Source organism: Pseudomonas sp. TE9122 (assembly GCF_056278925.1).
Map to the genome: position 1 here is coordinate 5,685,461 of NZ_JBWBQI010000001.1, position 18,080 is coordinate 5,703,540.

Annotated in this window: 13 protein-coding genes and 2 pseudogenes; 3 read left to right on the forward strand and 12 right to left on the reverse strand. The window is 60.5% G+C overall.

All coding sequences use genetic code 11. The annotated features are described in order from the left end of the window. Positions 1-231: 231 nt before the first annotated feature. From tcyN to ACZ9BE_RS25665, 4 genes are all read right to left on the reverse strand, one after another. Positions 232-981, reverse strand: a complete 750-nt coding sequence (tcyN, locus tag ACZ9BE_RS25650; RefSeq protein ID WP_076565047.1) for an L-cystine ABC transporter ATP-binding protein TcyN — start codon at positions 979-981, stop codon at positions 232-234. 4 nt (positions 982-985) lie between these two features. After that, positions 986-1,651, reverse strand: coding sequence for a cystine ABC transporter permease (tcyL, locus tag ACZ9BE_RS25655; RefSeq protein WP_016772200.1), 666 nt, complete (start codon positions 1,649-1,651; stop codon positions 986-988). Then, positions 1,651-2,451: a cystine ABC transporter substrate-binding protein gene (gene tcyJ, locus ACZ9BE_RS25660; protein WP_016772199.1), complete on the reverse strand. Its 801-nt coding sequence runs from the start codon at positions 2,449-2,451 to the stop codon at positions 1,651-1,653. The genes tcyL and tcyJ overlap by 1 nt, the downstream gene beginning before the upstream one ends. A 243-nt stretch (positions 2,452-2,694) precedes the next feature. After that, entirely contained in the window at positions 2,695-3,687 is a 993-nt protein-coding gene (locus ACZ9BE_RS25665) for a D-cysteine desulfhydrase (protein ID WP_476250079.1), read from the reverse strand. A gap of 190 nt (positions 3,688-3,877) precedes the next feature. Between ACZ9BE_RS25665 and epsC the strand changes: the two are divergent. Both epsC and betT read left to right on the forward strand, forming a co-directional pair. Continuing rightward, positions 3,878-4,805: pseudogene (epsC, locus tag ACZ9BE_RS25670) on the forward strand (serine O-acetyltransferase EpsC). A 472-nt stretch (positions 4,806-5,277) separates the two neighbouring features. Beyond that, positions 5,278-7,239, forward strand: coding sequence for a choline transporter BetT (gene betT, locus ACZ9BE_RS25675; protein WP_167333564.1), 1,962 nt, complete (start codon positions 5,278-5,280; stop codon positions 7,237-7,239). Between the two features lie 24 nt (positions 7,240-7,263). On the opposite strand, the pseudogene ACZ9BE_RS25680 reads toward betT, so the two are convergent. Beyond that, positions 7,264-7,523, reverse strand: a pseudogene (locus ACZ9BE_RS25680) (hypothetical protein). A gap of 537 nt (positions 7,524-8,060) precedes the next feature. On the opposite strand from ACZ9BE_RS25680, the gene mgrA reads away from it, so the two are divergent. Then, the gene (gene mgrA, locus ACZ9BE_RS25685) at positions 8,061-9,098 is read left to right on the forward strand and encodes an L-glyceraldehyde 3-phosphate reductase (protein ID WP_130887602.1); all 1,038 of its coding nucleotides are present in this window, start codon (positions 8,061-8,063) and stop codon (positions 9,096-9,098) included. A 199-nt stretch (positions 9,099-9,297) separates the two neighbouring features. Here mgrA and tauD read toward each other — a convergent pair whose 3' ends face one another. The 7 genes from tauD to ACZ9BE_RS25720 all read right to left on the reverse strand — a co-directional run bounded on the left by tauD (position 9,298) and on the right by ACZ9BE_RS25720 (position 17,770). After that, a complete protein-coding gene (tauD, locus tag ACZ9BE_RS25690) occupies positions 9,298-10,140 on the reverse strand; it encodes a taurine dioxygenase (RefSeq protein WP_252887125.1) in 843 nt (280 codons plus the stop codon). A 144-nt stretch (positions 10,141-10,284) separates the two neighbouring features. Continuing rightward, positions 10,285-11,118, reverse strand: a complete 834-nt coding sequence (gene tauC / locus ACZ9BE_RS25695) for a taurine ABC transporter permease TauC (protein WP_150637913.1) — start codon at positions 11,116-11,118, stop codon at positions 10,285-10,287. Then, a complete protein-coding gene (gene tauB / locus ACZ9BE_RS25700; RefSeq protein ID WP_071174062.1) occupies positions 11,115-11,909 on the reverse strand; it encodes a taurine ABC transporter ATP-binding subunit in 795 nt (264 codons plus the stop codon). The genes tauC and tauB overlap by 4 nt, the downstream gene beginning before the upstream one ends. 15 nt (positions 11,910-11,924) lie before the next feature. Continuing rightward, on the reverse strand, positions 11,925-12,902 hold the full coding sequence (tauA, locus tag ACZ9BE_RS25705; protein WP_024011179.1) for a taurine ABC transporter substrate-binding protein: 978 nt from the start codon (positions 12,900-12,902) through the stop codon (positions 11,925-11,927). Positions 12,903-13,231: 329 nt separating this feature from the next. Continuing rightward, positions 13,232-14,815: a glutamate--cysteine ligase gene (gene gshA / locus ACZ9BE_RS25710; protein WP_041477477.1), complete on the reverse strand. Its 1,584-nt coding sequence runs from the start codon at positions 14,813-14,815 to the stop codon at positions 13,232-13,234. Positions 14,816-15,062: 247 nt separating this feature from the next. Further along, the gene (locus ACZ9BE_RS25715; protein WP_052392141.1) at positions 15,063-15,446 is read right to left on the reverse strand and encodes a PaaI family thioesterase; all 384 of its coding nucleotides are present in this window, start codon (positions 15,444-15,446) and stop codon (positions 15,063-15,065) included. Continuing rightward, entirely contained in the window at positions 15,446-17,770 is a 2,325-nt protein-coding gene (locus ACZ9BE_RS25720; RefSeq protein WP_056787091.1) for a Tex family protein, read from the reverse strand. Before ACZ9BE_RS25720 ends, ACZ9BE_RS25715 begins: the two co-directional genes overlap by 1 nt. Between the last annotated feature and the right edge of the window lie 310 nt (positions 17,771-18,080).

Here is an 18,080-nt window from a genome sequence, read left to right on the forward strand (position 1 = left end):
ACTAAGCCTAGGCGTAAGCGCGAAATCAGCTACAGATAAACAGCGGTTTCGCGGCGTTTTGTGCGGGTTCGTTCACCGGCAAACGTGTGGAAATATGACGAGTCGAGAACGTGCGTCATCGTTGCGCAATGTATATCTGCGCGCACAAGTAATAAATATTTAGAAGAATGAAATGCCGGGGGAGGGATAACTTCCGTCCGTGGAAGTTGAGGGCTGTGGCAGAGAAAGTTCTCAGGCGTGATTCAGAAACTTGCTGAGAAACTGTTTGGTGCGTTCTTCTTTCGGGTTGGCAAACAGTGCCTTGGCTTCACCTTGTTCAACAATTACGCCCTTGTCGAAAAACACCACGCGATTGGCCACGTCACGGGCAAAACCCATTTCATGGGTGACAATCACCATGGTGCGATTTTCTTCGGCAAGACCGCGGATGGTCGCCAGCACTTCGCCGACCAGTTCCGGGTCGAGGGCGGAGGTCGGTTCGTCGAACAGAATGACTTCCGGCTCCATCGCCAGCGCCCGGGCGATTGCCACGCGCTGTTGCTGGCCACCGGAAAGCCGGCGCGGATACGCGTCCTCCTTGCCGGCAAGCCCCACTTTGGTCAGCAGCTTTTTACCCAGAGCAACTGCCTGGTCGCGCGGCATCTTCTTGACCACGATCGGGCCTTCGATGACGTTTTCCAAAGCGGTGCGATGGGGGAACAGGTTGAAGTTCTGGAACACGAAGCCGACGTGCTGGCGCAGGTTGCGCACCAGACTTTGCTGCTGGTTCAGCGGACGGCTGGTATCGATTTCGATATCGCCGACCTTGATCCGGCCGCTGGTGGGTTCTTCGAGGAAATTCAGGCAGCGCAGGAACGTCGTTTTCCCCGAACCACTGGGACCGATGATCGCGACGACTTCGCCTTCCTTTACCTCAAGGTCGATGCCGTTGAGCACGACCTGTCCCTTGAATTGCTTGGTCAGTTTTTCCACGACAATCATCGCGTCAGGACTCCTGGTCGTGCCGATTGACCCGCTCTTCCAACTTGTTCTGCAAGTGCGAAAGCACCGTGGCCAGAATCCAGTAGATCAGCGCGGCGGCAAGATACATGGTGAAGACTTCAAAAGTCCGGGCGGTAATCAGCTGCGCCTGACGGAACAGCTCCGGCACCTGAATGGTCGCGGCCAGCGCCGTGTCCTTGACCAGCGAAATGAAGCTGTTGCCCAGCGGCGGTAATGCCGTGCGCATCGCTTGCGGCAGGATGGCCCGGCGCAGGGTCTGCGCGCGGGTCATGCCGATACTCGCAGCAGCCTCCCACTGACCGCGTTCGATCGAACCGATCGCGGCCCGAAGGATTTCACAGGCGTAGGCGGCCATGTTCAGCGAGAAACCGATCAGCGCTGCTGGCAGCGGATCAAGCTCCATGCCCAGTTGCGGCAAGCCGTAATAGATCACGAACAACTGCACCAGCAACGGCGTGCCGCGAAAGAACGACACGTAGATGCGGGCCAGCCAGCTGACCGATTTGAAGCGCGACAGGCGCATCAGCGCGAGGCCGAAGCCCAGCAGCAGACCGAAGAACATCCCGCCGAGGCTGAGGACTACCGTGTAGTACGCGCCCTTCAACAGAAAGGGCGCGGAATCCAGCGCGAGTTGGAAAGCCTCTTCCATTATTTAGTGACGTCTGCGTTGAAGTATTTCTTCGACAGTTTCTCAAGAGTGCCGTCAGCACGCAGTTCGTCGAGCGCCTTGTTCACCGCAGCCAGCAGTTCAGGCTCGCCTTTGCGCAGGGCGATACCGGATTCCTGACGCGAGAAGGCCTCACCGGCAGCTACGGTTTTCGGGGCTTTCTTGGCGTATTCGAGGGCAGCCAGACGGTCGATCAGGATGGCATCGGTACGACCGTTGTTGAGGTCGGCGAATTTGGTCGGATCATCATCGTAGGTGCGCACGTCAGCACCCGGCACGTTGGCGCGGACCCACTGCTCGTAGTTGGTACCCAGGCCGACACCGACTTTCTTGCCGGACAGGTCAGCGGCAGTCTTGATGTTCAGCGCCGACTCTTTGCTTTTCAGCACGAGGGCCTGAATGCCAGAGACGGTATACGGTTCGGAGAAGTCGTACTTCTTCTTGCGCTCGTCGGAAATGGTCACTTGGTTGACCACCAGATCCAGACGCTTGGATTCCAGTGCGGCGAGGATGCCGTCCCATTTGGTCGGCTGAATCTTGGCCTTGACGCCGAGCTTTTGCGCCAGCGCTTCGGACAGCTCCACTTCAAAACCCGACAGCTTGCCGTTCTCGTCGACATAGCTGAACGGGGGGTAAGTGCCTTCCAGGCCGACGTTCAGAACGCCCTTGTCCTTGATCTGTTGCAACTGCTCACCGGCCACTGCCTGACCGATCAGGCCGGCGCTGAGCGCAAGACCCAGCGAACCGACCAGCAGAGTGCGACGTAGTGCGGAAAAATTCATGACAAGCCCCTGTGTTTTCTTATGGAAGACGCTTAAGGAATGTAGGCAAATTGGTGATCTGGACGACAGCGCTATCCTGCCTTAAAGCAGCTTAAGCGTCTCGCCCGAAATTCGCCTGCGGCGAGACTATAAGATGTGATCGTTAGACTTGAAAATACTTAATATCAATTTTGATATTCACTTTCTGCATAAGATCATTCCCACGCTCTGCGTGGGGAACAATCACCATCTCTTGATCTGCTCTTACAGAAAATCCTTGTAGGCAAACAACGCCGGCGCGCCCCCGGTGTGCAGGAAGATGATCGGGCCGTCATCGAATCGCTGCCGGCCAATCCCGTCTAACAGGCCGGCCATGGCTTTGCCGGTGTACACCGTGTCAAGCAACAGACCTTCCTGAGCCGCCAACAGTTTCACCGCCGCCAAAGTACCGGCATTCGGCTCGCCGTAACGCGGGCCGAAATATTCGTCCCACAGCTTGACCTTGAAACTGGCCGGCAACTCGATGCCCAGCAGCTCAGCGGTGCATTCGGCCAAACCCTGAACCTTCGGGCGCTGATCTTCTTCACTGCGCGAAACGGTCACGCCGATCACCGGCAGTTGCGGCAGCACCTCACTCAGCGCCAGTCCAAAACCACTGTGAGTACCGGCACTGCCTGAAGCCAGCACCACAGCGGCGAAATCGAGGCCGCTGTCCTTGATCTGCTCAGCCAGTTCCAGCCCGGCGCGCACATAACCCAGAGCACCAAGGGCGTTGGAGCCGCCGATCGGCACCAGATACGGCTTCTTGCCGTTGCTGCGCAGGCGCACGGCCAGGGCGGCCAGTTGTTCGTCGGCATTATCGAGGTTGTCGACCAGCTCGACTTTGGTGTCGAACAGATCCAGCAGCAAGCGGTTGCCGTTGCCGGTGTAATTTCCATCATCAGTGCCGAGCGGGTTTTCCAGCAGCGCCACACAACCGAGGCCGAGTTTCGCGGCCAGCGCGGCGGTCTGGCGCACGTGGTTCGATTGCAACGCACCGGCCGTGATCAGCGTGTCAGCACCTTGCGCGAGCGCGTCGGCGGCCAGGTATTCGAGTTTGCGCAGCTTGTTGCCGCCCATCGCCAGCGGCGTCAGGTCATCGCGTTTGATGTACACCTCGCGACCGAGCCAGGTGGACAGGCGTTCGAGTTTTTCCAGCGGCGTGGGGTGGCTCAGCAGTTCGAGACGGGGGAAGCGTTGCAGCTGTTGTTTGATCATGGGTCCGTACTGGCGCAGAAGAATGAAAGGACTATAGGCACGCGTTTTTGCACGGGCAACCGCCAATCGCTTATAGCCAAATGGACTGAGGCCAGCACTATCGGTTCTTAATTCGTCGGCAAAGGCATGCCGTAAAGTAGGCGCCGTTGACGCGGCCAGACAGTCCGGCCGCCCGTGAGGAGTCTTTACCGTGAGCGAGCGTTCCAGCCATTGGCAATTGCAGACCATCGTCAGCCAGCTGCGCAGCGCGCGGGATCAGTGGCGCGCACAGAATGGCCGGGCTTCAGGGGAGCAGGGCGGCCGCGAATTGCCATCGCGAGCGGCGATGGCGGAAATCCTCGAGGCGCTGTGTGGCGCGCTGTTCCCGATGCGTCTGGGGCCGGTCGATCTGCGTGAAGAAAGTGAAGACTTCTACGTCGGCCACACGCTTGATGTAGCGCTCAATGCATTGCTGGCGCAGACGCGCCTGGAGTTGCGTTACGTTGCCCGCCACAGCGCGCAGGACGACAGTGAAGTCGAGACCCGCGCCATTCAGATCGTGCAGGATTTTGCCCTCGCATTGCCGGGTTTGCGCACGCTGCTCGACACCGACGTGCTGGCGGCCTACCACGGCGACCCGGCGGGCACGCAGCGTTGACGAAGTGCTGCTGTGCTATCCGGGCATTCTTGCGGTGATTCACCATCGCCTGGCGCACCATTTATACCGTGCCGGGCTGCCGCTGCTGGCGCGGATCAGCGCGGAAATCGCGCACTCGGCGACGGGCATCGATATCCACCCGGGCGCGCAGATCGGCCGCAGTTTCTTTATCGATCACGGCACAGGCGTAGTGATTGGCGAAACCGCGATCATTGGTGAGCGGGTGCGGATTTATCAGGCGGTGACCCTGGGGGCCAAGCGCTTCCCGGCGGATGAGGACGGCCAGTTGCAGAAGGGCCATCCGCGTCATCCCATCGTTGAGGATGACGTAGTGATCTATGCCGGGGCGACGATTCTCGGACGGATCACCATCGGCAAGGGCTCGACCATTGGCGGCAACGTCTGGCTGACGCGCAGCGTGCCGGCGGGGGCGAATCTGACGCAGGCAAATCTGCAGCATGATGACGGGACGCAGAAGTAGGCCGTGGAATCCTTTTCCCCTCACCCCAGCCTCTCCCGGAGGGAGAGGGGGCCGACCGAGGTGTTTTGCGTCATACATCGACCTTAAATACCGGGTCGATTATGGATTCGGCACGGTTTCCTCAGGTTGGCGCACATTCTGAACATCCCCCAATCAGTCCCCTCTCCCTCTGGGAGAGGGTTAGGGTGAGGGGCTTTTGATTCTTGCTTGGCGCAGTGAACGAATCTCACAAAACCCGCGTCATAAACCTCCTCGGGCGCTGTAGGAAACCTACCGCCCAGCCCTGCGATTAGTCCTTACCGCCCCATTCATGTTTAACTTGAACGTTCATTCAAGTTAAACCGGTGGTTCGCTGCCCGCTCACAACAGGAGGCTTGCCTTTGCTGAGTCCGATCATTTCAGCCACGTTTCAACCCTTCGAGGTGCACCTTTCATGAGTGCATCGTCTACCCCCGCCAGCGGTCTGGTGCGCATGAATCCGCCGGTGTTCTACTTCGCCGCGACGGTCATTCTGCTGTTTGGTCTTGTCGTCATCGCCATCCCCGAGCAGGCCGGCGCCTGGTTGCTGGAAGCGCAAAACTGGGCGGCCAACACGGTCGGCTGGTACTACATGCTCGCGATGACCCTGTATCTGGTCTTCGTGGTGGTCACCGCCTTATCCGGCTACGGCAAGATAAAACTCGGTGCCGACCACGACGAACCCGAATTCAGTTACCTGTCCTGGGCCGGCATGCTGTTCGCCGCCGGGATCAGCATCACGCTGTTTTTCTTCTGCGTCTCCGAACCGCTGACCCACATGCTCCAGCCACCGCAAGGCGACGCGGGCACGGCGGATGCGGCACGCCAGGCGATGCAGATCCTGTTCCTGCATTGGGGCCTGCATGGCTGGGGCGTGTTTGCCTTCGTCGGCATGGCGCTGGCCTATTTCGCCTATCGGCACAATCTGCCGCTGGCCCTGCGTTCGGCGCTGTATCCGCTGATCGGCAAACGCATCAACGGCCCGATCGGCTATGCGGTGGACGGCTTCGGCATCATCGCCACGGTGTTCGGCCTCGGTGCCGACATGGGCTTCGGCGTGCTGCATCTGAACTCCGGGCTGGACTACCTGTTCGGCATCGCCCACACGCAGTGGATTCAGGTCGGCCTGATCACGCTGATGATGGGTGCGGCGATCATTGTGGCCGTCTCCGGCGTCGACAAAGGCGTGCGGGTGATGTCGGACATCAACATGCTGCTGGCCTGCGGGCTGCTGCTGTTCGTATTGTTTGCCGGGCCGACACAGCACCTGCTCAACACCCTGATCCAGAACGTCGGCGATTACCTCGGCGCGCTGCCGATGAAGAGTTTCGACCTCTACGCCTACGACAAACCGAGCGACTGGCTGGGCGGCTGGACCGTGTTCTACTGGGCCTGGTGGATCGCATGGTCGCCGTTCGTGGGCCTGTTCATCGCGCGGATTTCCCGGGGCCGCACCATCCGTGAATTCGTCTTCGGCGTGCTGTTGATTCCGCTCGGTTTCACCTTGGCGTGGATGTCGATCTTCGGCAACAGCGCCCTGGATCAAGTGCTCAATCACGGCATGAGTGCGCTGGGCATGTCGGCCATCGACAATCCGTCGATGAGCATTTATCTGCTGCTGGAAACCTATCCGTGGAGCAAGACTGTCATCGCCGTGACGGTGTTCATCAGCTTCGTGTTCTTCGTGACGTCTGCGGATTCCGGCACCGTGGTGCTCTCCACCCTGTCGGCGAAAGGCGGCAACCCGGATGAAGACGGGCCGAAATGGCTGCGGGTCTTCTGGGGTGCGATGACCGCGCTGATCACCAGCGCACTGCTGTTTTCCGGCAGCATCGACGCGTTGAAGTCGGCGGTGGTGCTGACCTCATTGCCGTTCTCGTTGATTCTGCTGCTGATGATGTGGGGCCTGCACAAGGCGTTCTATCTGGAGTCGCAGAAGCAGATCGCGCAGTTGCATTCGCTGGCGCCGGTCTCCGGTTCGCGGCGTGGCACCGGTGGCTGGCGTCAGCGCCTGAGTCAGGCCGTGCACTTCCCGTCCCGCGACGAGGTGTACCGCTTCATGGAAAGCACCGTCCGCCCGGCGATCGAAGAAGTGACCGCCGTGTTCGTCGAAAAAGGTCTGCACGTCGTCACTCAGCCGGATCCGGCGCATGACAACGTCAGCCTGGAAATCGGCCATGGCGAACAGCATCCGTTCATCTATCAGGTGCAGATGCGCGGCTACTTCACGCCATCGTTCGCGCGTGGCGGCATGGGCTCCAAGCAACTCAACAATCGCCGCTACTACCGCGCCGAAGTGCACTTGAGTGAGGGCAGTCAGGACTACGATCTGGTCGGCTACACCAAAGAGCAGATCATCAACGACATCCTCGACCAGTACGAACGGCACATGCAGTTCCTGCATCTGGTGCGTTGACCGACGGCTGCGCGCCGGGTCTGCTCAGGACTCGGCGCTCAGCAGCATGAACAACACCATTGCTGCTGCCGGCACGCCGAATACCGCGCTGCCAAGCGCTATTTCCGTACCCAGCGGCCGCCCGCATGAACTACGCCGACTGCGCCATTGATCAGGGTCATCGCAAGCCATAGCGCTGCGAAGCGGTAGGCCATGGTCTGGCGGCTGAAGCCAATGGGGTCGCCGATGTAAAGCATCAGTGCGAGCAGGACCAGGCCGGAGAAAGTGATGATGGTGATGTGCATGGCAGTTTTCGCCTGGTGAATGGGTGTTGCCTGATTGGCCGCCTTCGCGAGCAGGCTCGCTCCCACAATGGATCTCGGCTGGACATGAATTTCATGTTCACAGGAGAACTCTGTGGGAGCGAGCCTGCTCGCGAAGGGGCCAACTCGGTGTCACTTTGAGCATGGCCAATCCAGCGAGGCTGAAGCGCAGGAAAAAATGTGAAACGTTTCAGCAATTGGTCGAACCGGAGGTCGGCGTCGCGCCGCTTGGGCGTATGCTGGACGGGTTGTTCAGGACTGGATATGAAGGCCGGACGTTGCGGCAGAACTTGGGGCTGGTTCGACCAGCAAATCGCTTTGCATGATTGATGGGGCTTTTGTGGCGAGGGGATTCATCCCCGTTCGGCTGCGAAGCAGTCGTAAAACCAGCGCATTCGGTACACCAGATTCGCCGAGGTTTCAGGTTTTGGGGCGGCTTCGCCATCCATCGGGGATAAATCCCCTCGCCACAAAGGTGTCCGGTTGCAGATGACTAAAAGACAGACAAGAGAGGATTCGATGACTTACACCGCTGCCGAAAATCGCTACGACTCCATTCCCTACCGCCGCGTCGGCCGCAGCGGTCTGGTGCTGCCGGCCTTGTCGCTGGGCCTGTGGCACAACTTTGGCGACAGCACGCCGATCGAGACCCAGCGTGCCTTGCTGCGCACCGCGTTCGATCTGGGCATCAATCATTTCGATCTGGCCAACAACTACGGCCCGCCATACGGCAGCGCCGAGATCAATTTCGGTCGGCTGCTGCGCGAAGACTTCAAGCAGTATCGCGACGAGCTGATCATCTCCAGCAAGGCCGGTTGGGACATGTGGCCCGGCCCGTATGGTCAGGGCGGCGGTTCGCGCAAATACGTGCTGGCCAGCCTCGACCAGAGCCTGCAACGCCTCGGTCTGGACTATGTGGACATCTTCTATTCGCACCGCTTCGACCCGGACACCCCGCTGGAAGAAACCGCCAGCGCCCTCGCCACCGCTGTGCAGCAGGGCAAGGCGCTGTACATCGGTATCTCGTCCTATTCCGGGGTGAAAACCCGCGAGATGGCCGGGCTGCTGAAAGAGTGGAAAGTGCCGCTGCTGATTCATCAGCCGGCGTACAACCTGCTCAATCGTTGGGTGGAAAAGGATCTGCTCGACACCACCGATGAACTCGGCACGGGCGTCATCGCGTTCACGCCGCTGGCGCAGGGCTTGCTCACCGACAAATACCTCAACGGCGTGCCGGCCGATGCGCGAGTCAATCGCCCGGGCGGCGGCTCGCTGCAGGCTTCGCACTTGTCCGAGGCCAACATCGCTCACGTGCGAGCGTTGAACGAGATCGCCCAGCGTCGCGGCCAGAGTCTGGCGCAACTGGCACTGGCGTGGACGCTGCGTGATCCACGGGTGACCTCGGCACTGATCGGCGCGAGCCGGCCGGAGCAGATCATCGAGAACGTCGGGGCGCTGAAGAATCTGAATTTCAGTGCTGAAGAGCTGGCGGAGATTGACCGGTTTGCCCAGGAGGGCGGGATCAATCTTTGGGAGAAGCCTTCGACGGCGGAGTGAGCCACCCTCACCCCAGCCCTCTCCCAGAGGGAGAGGGAGCCGACCGAGGTGTCTTGCGTCTTACATCGACCTGAAATACCGAGTCGATTATGGATTCAGCAAAGTACGTTCAGGTCGGCGTACTTCTACAGCATCCCCAATCAGTCCCCTCTCCCTCCGGGAGAGGGTTAGGGTGAGGGGCTTTTGCCTTTAAAAGGGCTCAGCGAAAAAACGGCACATCCCCCAACACCGTCGCCCGCTGCATCACCCGCCGCGCCGGTCGGTAATCGTCCACCGCGTAATGCTGCGTCACGCGGTTGTCCCAGAAAGCGATGTCGTCCTTCTGCCAGCGCCAGCGAATGGTGAATTCCGGCCGTGTCGCGTGGGCGAACAGAAATTTCAGGATCGCCTCGCTCTCGGTTTCCGACAATTCGTTGATCTTTGAGGTAAATCCTTCATTGACGAATAGCGAGCGCCGCCCGCTCACTGGGTGGGTGCGAATCACCGGGTGCGACAGCGGCGGATTCTTGCGCCGCGCTTCTTCCCACTGCGCCAGCGCCTCAGGCGTGTTGCCGTAGCGCTCGAGCGGAAACGAACGAGTGAAATCGTGGGTGGCCGTCAGACCTTCGAGCAGGGTTTTCATCGGCGCCGACAGCGCTTCATATGCCGCGATGCCGCTGGCCCACAATGTGTCGCCACCGAACTCCGGCAGCAACTTGGCGCTGAGCACTGCGCCCATCGCGGGCGTTGGCAGGAAGGTCACGTCGGTGTGCCAGATCGCGTTATCGCGCACGTCGGTGACGGCGGTGTCGAGGATCAGCACTTCCGGTTGTTCCGGCACGTTCGGGTAGATCGGATGAATGTGCAGGTCGCCGAAATAATGCGCGAAACGTGCCTGCTGTGCCGGCTCGATCGGCTGGTTGCGGAAGAACAGCACCTGATATTTGAGCAACGCCTGTTCGATGGCGTCGCGGTGTTCCAGGCTCAGCGGCTGGCTGATGTCGACGCCGTTGATCTGCGCACCGAGGGCCGAGCTTAACGGGGTGATGTTGAGGGTGCTCATGGTCGTTCTCTTCGAATTCGGAGTGTCATGCTTTTGTGGGAGCGAGCCTGCTCGCGAATGCAGAGTGTCAGGCGACAGTGCAGTGAATGATCTGACGCTTTCGCGAGCAGGCTCGCTCCCACAGGGGAATTTTCACAAGGCGATTTAGTGCGCCTGGCCGTGCCACGGCACCAGTCTGCGCTGCAATGCGCGCAGGCCCATTTCCATGGCGAAGGCGATCAGGGCGATGACCAGAATTCCCAGCACCACGACATCTGTGACCAGGAATTGCGCAGCCGACTGCACCATGAAGCCCAGGCCACTGGTGGCCGCGATCAGTTCAGCGGCGACCAGGGTCGACCAGCCAACCCCCAGGCCAATGCGCACGCCGGTGAGAATGTCCGGCAGTGCGCTGGGCAGAATCACATGGCGAATCAACTGCACGCGCGTTGCGCCCAACGACTGCGCCGCGCGCAGTTTTGCTGGATCAACCGTGCGCACACCCGTCGCGGTGGCAATGGCAATCGGCGCAAAAATCGCCAAGTAGATCAGCAGCACTTTCGACAACTCGCCAATGCCGCACCAGATCACGATCAGCGGCAGATACGCCAGCGGCGGGATCGGGCGGTAGAACTCGATCAGTGGATCGAGCACACCGCGAGCGATGCGGTTTGCACCAATGGCAATGCCCACCGGCACGGCGGTGAGAATCGCAAAAGCGAGACCCAGGCCGATGCGGCTCAGGCTCGCGCCCAGGTGCTGCCACAGCGTCGAATCCATATATCCCGAGGTCGCCAGCAGCCAGCCTTTTTGCAGCACGGCAGAGGGCGGTGGCAAGAACAGCGGTTCGATCAACTCGGTAGCGGTCACCGCCCACCAGACCGCCAACAGGCCGAACAGGGTCAGCAGGCTGATCCAGCGAGTGCTGAGGCTGCGGCGCAGCGGGATGCTCACCGAAGGTGTTTTCACCGCCGCAGCGGAAACGTCGTAACTGCTCATGCGCGCTCCTGCCGGGGTACGGCGCTGCGTTGCGAGAAGACTTTGCTCAGTACATGCTCGCGGGTTTCGATAAAACGCGGATCGGATTTGATCGCGCGGGCCGACTCGCCAGCGGCGTAACGCTGACCGAAATCCAGCTGCAGGCGCTCGACGATCTGCCCCGGATTCGGTGCCAGCAGAATCAGGTCCGTGGCGAGGAACACCGCTTCTTCAATGTCGTGGGTAATCAGGAAAACCGGTTTGGCAGTGCGCTGCCAGACTTGCAGCAACAGCTCCTGCATCTGCTCGCGAGTGAACGCATCAAGCGCACCGAACGGCTCATCCATCAGCAGCACGCGCGGATCGGCGGCGAGGGCGCGGGCGAGGCCGACGCGTTGTTTCTGGCCACCGGACAATTGCCAGATGCGTCGGTCTTCGAAGCCGGCAAGATCGACCAGCGCGAGCATTTCACGGGCGCGCTGTTCGCGTTTGTCCTTGCCGACACCGGCCAGTTCGAGGCCGAAGGCGACGTTGGCCAATACGTCCTGCCAAGGCAGCAAGGCGTCGTCCTGAAACACCACGCCACGTTCGGCGCTCGGGCCTTTGACCGGCACGCCGTCAAGGGTGATGCGCCCGGCACTCGGCTCGACGAAGCCGGCAATCAGGTTCAACAGCGAAGTCTTGCCACTGCCGGACGGGCCGAGGGCGACCAGCAATTGCTGCGGCCCCAGGGTCAGAGAAATATCCGCCAGCACCGGCTCCGGGCTGCCCGGGTACTGTGCGCTGATGCGCTCCAGCTGTAGCAAGGCCATCGCTGTACCTCCCGATCAGTTGGTGATGTATTTGGCGCTGACGTAAGGCGCGTAGTCCGGCAGCACGGCTTCGACCTTGCCTTGCTCCTTGAGGAACGCGGCGGTGTCGGTGATGGCTTTGGTGGTCGGCGCGCCGAGGTCACTGACCTGATCCGCCGCCAATGGGTAGACGTTGCCCTGCAGCAGCAATGGGATGTCGCTGGCCTTGGCGCCGGAGAGTTTGACCAGTTTGTCGACGTTGCTCTGGTTGGCCAGCCAGGCCTGCGGATCCTTGCGGTAAGCGGCGTAGGCGTCGAGGGTGACCTTGGCGAACGCGGTGACGATTTCCGGGTGCTTTTCGGCGAAGTCTTTGCGCACGATCCACGCGTCGAAGGTCGGCGCGCCGAACTTGGCCAGTTCGCCGGAAGTGATCAGCACTTTGCCGTTCTCCTTGGCGACGCCCAGTGCCGGATCCCACACGTAAGTGGCGTCGATGTCGCCGCGTTTCCATGCGGCGATGATCGCTGGCGGCGCGAGGTTGAGCACGGTGACTTTCGACGGGTCGATGTTCCAATGCTTCAGCGCGGCGAGCAGGCTGTAGTGCCCGGTGGACACGAATGGCACGGCGATTTTCTTGCCGATCAGATCCTGCGGAGTCTTGATGCCGGAACCGTCACGCGCGACCAATGCTTCAGCGGCGCCGATTTGGGTGGCGATGAGGAAGGTTTCCACCGGCACTTTGCGCGTGATCGCAGCGGTCAACGGGCTCGAACCGAGATAGCCGATCTGCACATCGCCGGACGCGATGGCGGCAATGATGTCGGCACCGTTATCGAATTTGCGCCAGCTGATATCGGCCTTGGTGGCTTTCTCGTAGGCGCCGTCGGCCTGAGCGACCTTGGCCGGGTCGACGGTAGTCTGGTAGGCGACGGTGAGATCGGCCGCCTGGGCCAGGAAGCTTGCAGCGGCCAGCGAGGCGGCGGCGAGCAGGCGAAGCGGGAAATTCAGTTTCAATTGAGAGCTCCAGATCAGGCGACCGAATGTCGGCGTGAATGGAGACTAAATGATCTAAGAATCGATAAATAAATAACTTTTTCGAATGAGCATATGAGCGGAAAAATCTAAGGATAGGAGAGGGTGTGGGGATTTCGGATGATTCGTTCGACGTCAGAACTTTGCCCCCTCACCCCAGCCCTCTCCCCCAAGGGGGCGAGGGGGAAAGGGAGCTGATCTTCATGCTTTTCAAGGCCTGAGTTCGGCCCGGTATTTCAGGTCGGTGTAGCTCGCAAGAACAACGCGGTCAGTCCCCTCTCCCTTTGGGAGAGGGTTAGGGTGAGGGGCTTTTAATTGCTGATGGCGAGGATGCTCGCCTGATACGCGCCAACAAACACATCGAAATCGCCAACCTCGTTCTGTTCAAGCTCGGTCTGCTGCGCCAGCGATGCGCGCGCCAGTTCTTCAAACTTCGCTTGCTCGTCAGCCGCCAACGGCTCGCTGCGGAAGAACTCGGCGTGGGTCTGGCTCTGGCGCAGGGAGAACTGCGCAAAGCTTTCCTTGTGCTCAGCCATGGCCGCCAGCACCTGCGCCGATGGGGTCAGGGACGGGTCGTTGACCTTGGCCAGTTGCGCATCCAGCGCCTTGCTGTGGGCATCGCCGCCGACGCTCTGGTCGAGCATCGCCGCCAGCGGAGCAATCTGTTCCAGCAGTTCGGCCGCCCATTGCTTCATCTCGACCGGTTGACCGTCACGCTGCAATTGCAGGCCCGGACGGCGACCTTCCTTGACCACGCTGAGGAAGTTCGAGGTGGCGTTGCCGCACGAAGTGTTGGTCAGCAGCGGGCTGTCGTTCAGCGCGCAGTACAGCAGGAAGGCGTCGATGAAGCGCGATTCGGTGAGGTCGATGCCCATCGGCAGGAACGGGTTGATGTCCAGGCAGCGCACTTCGACGTACTGGATGCCGCGCGCCATCAGCGCCTGGATCGGCCGCTCACCGGTGTAGGTCACGCGTTTCGGGCGGATGTTGGAGTAGTACTCGTTTTCGATCTGCAGGATGTTGGTGTTGAGCTGCACCCACTCGCCATCCTTGTGCGTGCCGACTTCTACATACGGCGCATACGGCGTAGCCACCGCTTCGCGCAGGCTGTCGGTGTAGCTCGCCAGGTCGTTGTAGCACGGTGTCAGGCCGGCCTGGGCATTGCTCTGATAACCGAGATCGCTCATGCGCAGGCTGGTGGCGTACGGCAGATACAGCGTGTCCGGATCGAGCTGCTCGAGCTGATGCGAACGCCCGCGCAGGAAGCCGGCGTCCAGCGCCGGCGAGGCACCGAACAGGTACATCAGCAGCCAGCTGTAGCGACGGAAGTTGCGAATCAACGCGATGTAGGAAACCGATTGGAAATCGCGATCGGTGCCGACGAAACCTTCGGCCTCGCGCAGCAATGGCCAGAGCTGTTCCGGCAGGGAAAAGTTGTAGTGAATCCCGGCAATGCATTGCATGGTCTTGCCGTAACGCAGGGCCAGGCCCTTGCGATAAACGTACTTGAGCTGACCGATGTTGGAGGTGCCGTAATAGGCGATCGGAATATCTTCCTCGGCCGGCAACGGGCACGGCATCGATGGACTCCACAGGTACTCGTTGCCGAGTTTGCTGTAGGCAAAACGATGAATCTTGTCCAGGCTCGCCAGCGTGTCGGCAGGATCCGGCAGGGCTGGCGTAATGAATTCCAGCAGCGACTCGGAGTAGTCGGTGGTGATCTGTTCGTTGGTCAGCGCGGAACCCAGGGCTTCGGGGTGCGGCGTTTGCGCCAGGCGACCTTCACTGGTCACGCGCAGGCATTCACGTTCGATACCGTGCAGGCACTGCTTGAGCAGAGAGAGGTTAGCGCGCTCGCCGAGCAGAGCCAGGCGGCGGTTGAGAAGTTCGCTCAATTTGGATTCCTTCACGCGTCAGTCGCCCCAATATGGGGGTGGGCAAGACGGTCTACAAGGGTGAAGTTGAAACTGGCGTTATCGCCTGGTTTTCTAGCCTGTCAGCCGCACACATGAACCCGTAGAAGCTGCCGAAGGCTGCGATCTTTTGATCTTGCTGTTGAAAAACAAAATCAAAAGATCGCAGCCTTCGGCAGCTCCCACAGGATTCGTTGCGCCGAAATTAACTCAAAATGATGAGCAACATCTACAGGACAGCGAAGGTGCCTTGCGCTTTTGCGACCAGTTTGTCGCCCTGCACCACCTCGGCTTCAACCACCAGCGTGCGCCGGCCCGGGTGGATCACCCGCGCCGTGCACAGCACCTCGCCGTCGGAAACGGCGCGGATGTAGTTGATCTTGCATTCGATGGTCGCACTCTGCTGATCGAAGCCATGGCTGCTGGAACAAGCCAGGCCCATGGCGATGTCGACCAGACTGAACAGCGCGCCGCCGTGCAGTTTGCCGCCGCGGTTGCGCAGTTCGGGCTCAAGCGCCAGGGCGACTTGCGCCACCCCGGTTTCGAGACTGTGCAGGCGACAGCCCAACAGCTTGAAAAACGCGCTCTCGACGAGCCCGGCCGGCATCTCCATCAGCGTTTCTTCAACTGCTTGGCGTTGGCGAACAGCGAGGCCATCGCATTGTTCACCGGCGCGGCTGTGGCGGTTTCCTTGCGCGGCGCGTTGCCCGAAGACTGGCGCGGTGCCGAGCCCGGACGCGAGCCACGGGCGCCATCGATTTTCTCGCCGGGAGTGTCACTCATGCGCATCGACAGACCGACGCGTTTGCGCGGGATATCGACTTCCATGACCTTCACTTTCACCACGTCACCGGCCTTGACCGCTTCGCGCGGGTCCTTGATGAACTTCTCCGACAGCGCCGAGATGTGCACCAGACCATCCTGATGCACGCCGATGTCGACGAATGCACCAAACGCCGTCACGTTGGTCACCACGCCTTCAAGGATCATCCCCAGTTGCAGATCCTTGAGGTCTTCGACGCCTTCCTGGAACTCGGCAGTCTTGAACTCCGGACGTGGATCGCGACCGGGTTTTTCCAGTTCTTGCAGGATGTCGGTGACGGTCGGCAGACCGAAGGTTTCGTCGGTGAATTTCTTCGGGTCCAGACGCTTGAGGAACGCGGCATCGCCGATCAGCGAGCGAATGTCGCGGTCGGTTTCAGCGGCAATGCGCTGCACCAGTGGATAGGCTTCCGGGTGCACCGCCGACGAATCCAGCGGGTTGTCGCCGTTCATCACGCGCAAGAAACCGGCGGCCTGTTCGAAGGTTTTCTCGCCCAGTCGCGCGACTTTCTTCAGCGCTGCACGGGTCTTGAACGCGCCGTGTTCGTCACGGTGAGCAACGATGTTCTGCGCCAGCGTCGCATTGAGGCCGGAAATCCGTGCCAGCAAGGCCACGGAGGCGGTATTCACATCCACGCCCACGGCGTTTACGCAGTCCTCGACCACGGCGTCCAGACCGCGCGCCAGTTTCAGCTGCGAGACGTCGTGCTGGTATTGGCCGACGCCAATGGATTTCGGATCGATTTTCACCAGCTCGGCCAACGGATCCTGCAGGCGACGGGCGATCGACACGGCGCCACGGATCGACACATCGAGGTCCGGGAATTCCTTGGCCGCCAGTTCCGAGGCCGAGTACACCGAGGCGCCGGCTTCGGAAACCATGACCTTGGTCATTTTCATCGCTGGATATTTTTTGATCAGCTCGATCGCCAGCTTGTCGGTCTCGCGGCTGGCAGTGCCGTTGCCGATGGCGATCAGGTCCACCGAGTGCTTGGCACATAGCGCGGCCAAGATGGCGATGGTCTGATCCCATTTGTTGTGTGGCACGTGCGGGTAAACCGTGGCGTGGTCGAGCAGCTTGCCGGTCGAATCGACCACGGCCACCTTGCAGCCGGTACGCAGGCCCGGGTCGAGGCCCAGCGTCGCGCGAGGGCCGGCCGGAGCGGCCAACAGCAGGTCGTGCAGGTTGTGCGCGAAAACGTTGATCGCTTCGGTTTCGGCGCCATCGCGCAACTCGCCGAGCAGGTCGGTTTCCAGGTGGGTGTAGAGCTTGACCTTCCAGGTCCAGCGCACCACTTCACCAAGCCATTTGTCCGCCGGGCGGTTCTGGTTCTGGATGCCGAACTGCTGAGCGATCATGCCTTCGCACGGGTGCATGGTGCCAGGCAACTCATCGCCGACTTTCAATGCGGAGCTGAGAATGCCTTCGTTGCGGCCACGGAAAATCGCCAGGGCGCGGTGCGAAGGCATGCTCTTCAGAGGCTCGTCGTGTTCGAAGTAATCACGGAACTTGGCGCCTTCCTCTTCCTTGCCGGCGATGACGCGGGCACTGAGGATCGCTTCCTGTTTAAGGAAATTACGCAGCTTTTCCAGCAGGCTGGCGTCTTCGGCGAAGCGCTCCATGAGGATGTACTTGGCGCCTTCCAGCGCAGCCTTGACGTCGGCCACACCTTTTTCGGCATCGACGAAGCGTGCGGCTTCGGTTTCCGGCGACAGGTTCGGGTCGTTGAACAAGCCGTCGGCCAGTTCGCCGAGGCCGGCTTCGAGGGCGATCTGGCCCTTGGTGCGGCGCTTCTGCTTGTACGGCAGGTACAAGTCTTCGAGACGGGTTTTGGTGTCGGCGAGCTTGATGTCGCGTTCCAGGGCAGGGGTGAGCTTGCCTTGCTCTTCGATGCTGGCGAGGATGCTGATGCGCCGTTCGTCGAGTTCTCGCAGGTAGCGCAGGCGCTCTTCCAGATGACGCAACTGAGTGTCATCGAGGCTGCCGGTGACTTCTTTCCGGTAACGGGCGATGAAGGGGACGGTAGAACCTTCATCGAGTAGCGCGACGGCCGCTTCGACCTGTTGTGGGCGTACGCCGAGTTCCTCGGCGATGCGGCTGTTGATGCTGTCCATAAAACCACCTGACATAGTATGAAAGCAGGCTCGCAGGCACGCAGATAATGGCCTGGAGGCTGATTGAGCGGCTGGAAAATTGCCGCTGCCTGGATCAAGAAGCTGCCCATTGACCCGTGAAATCGAACAGTTACTGCACAGGGCCGGAAAAAATACCGGCCACTTACGGTAACGATTCAGACGTTGCCTGGCGCAAAACGCCGCGCATTATAACCAGCGTTCTGTCATTCGGGGGCGTTGCAGGCTGTAGGCATAAACCCCGGTTTTCTGGCAGTGAAGGAAAAATCTGCTAACAATGCACACGGTGCGT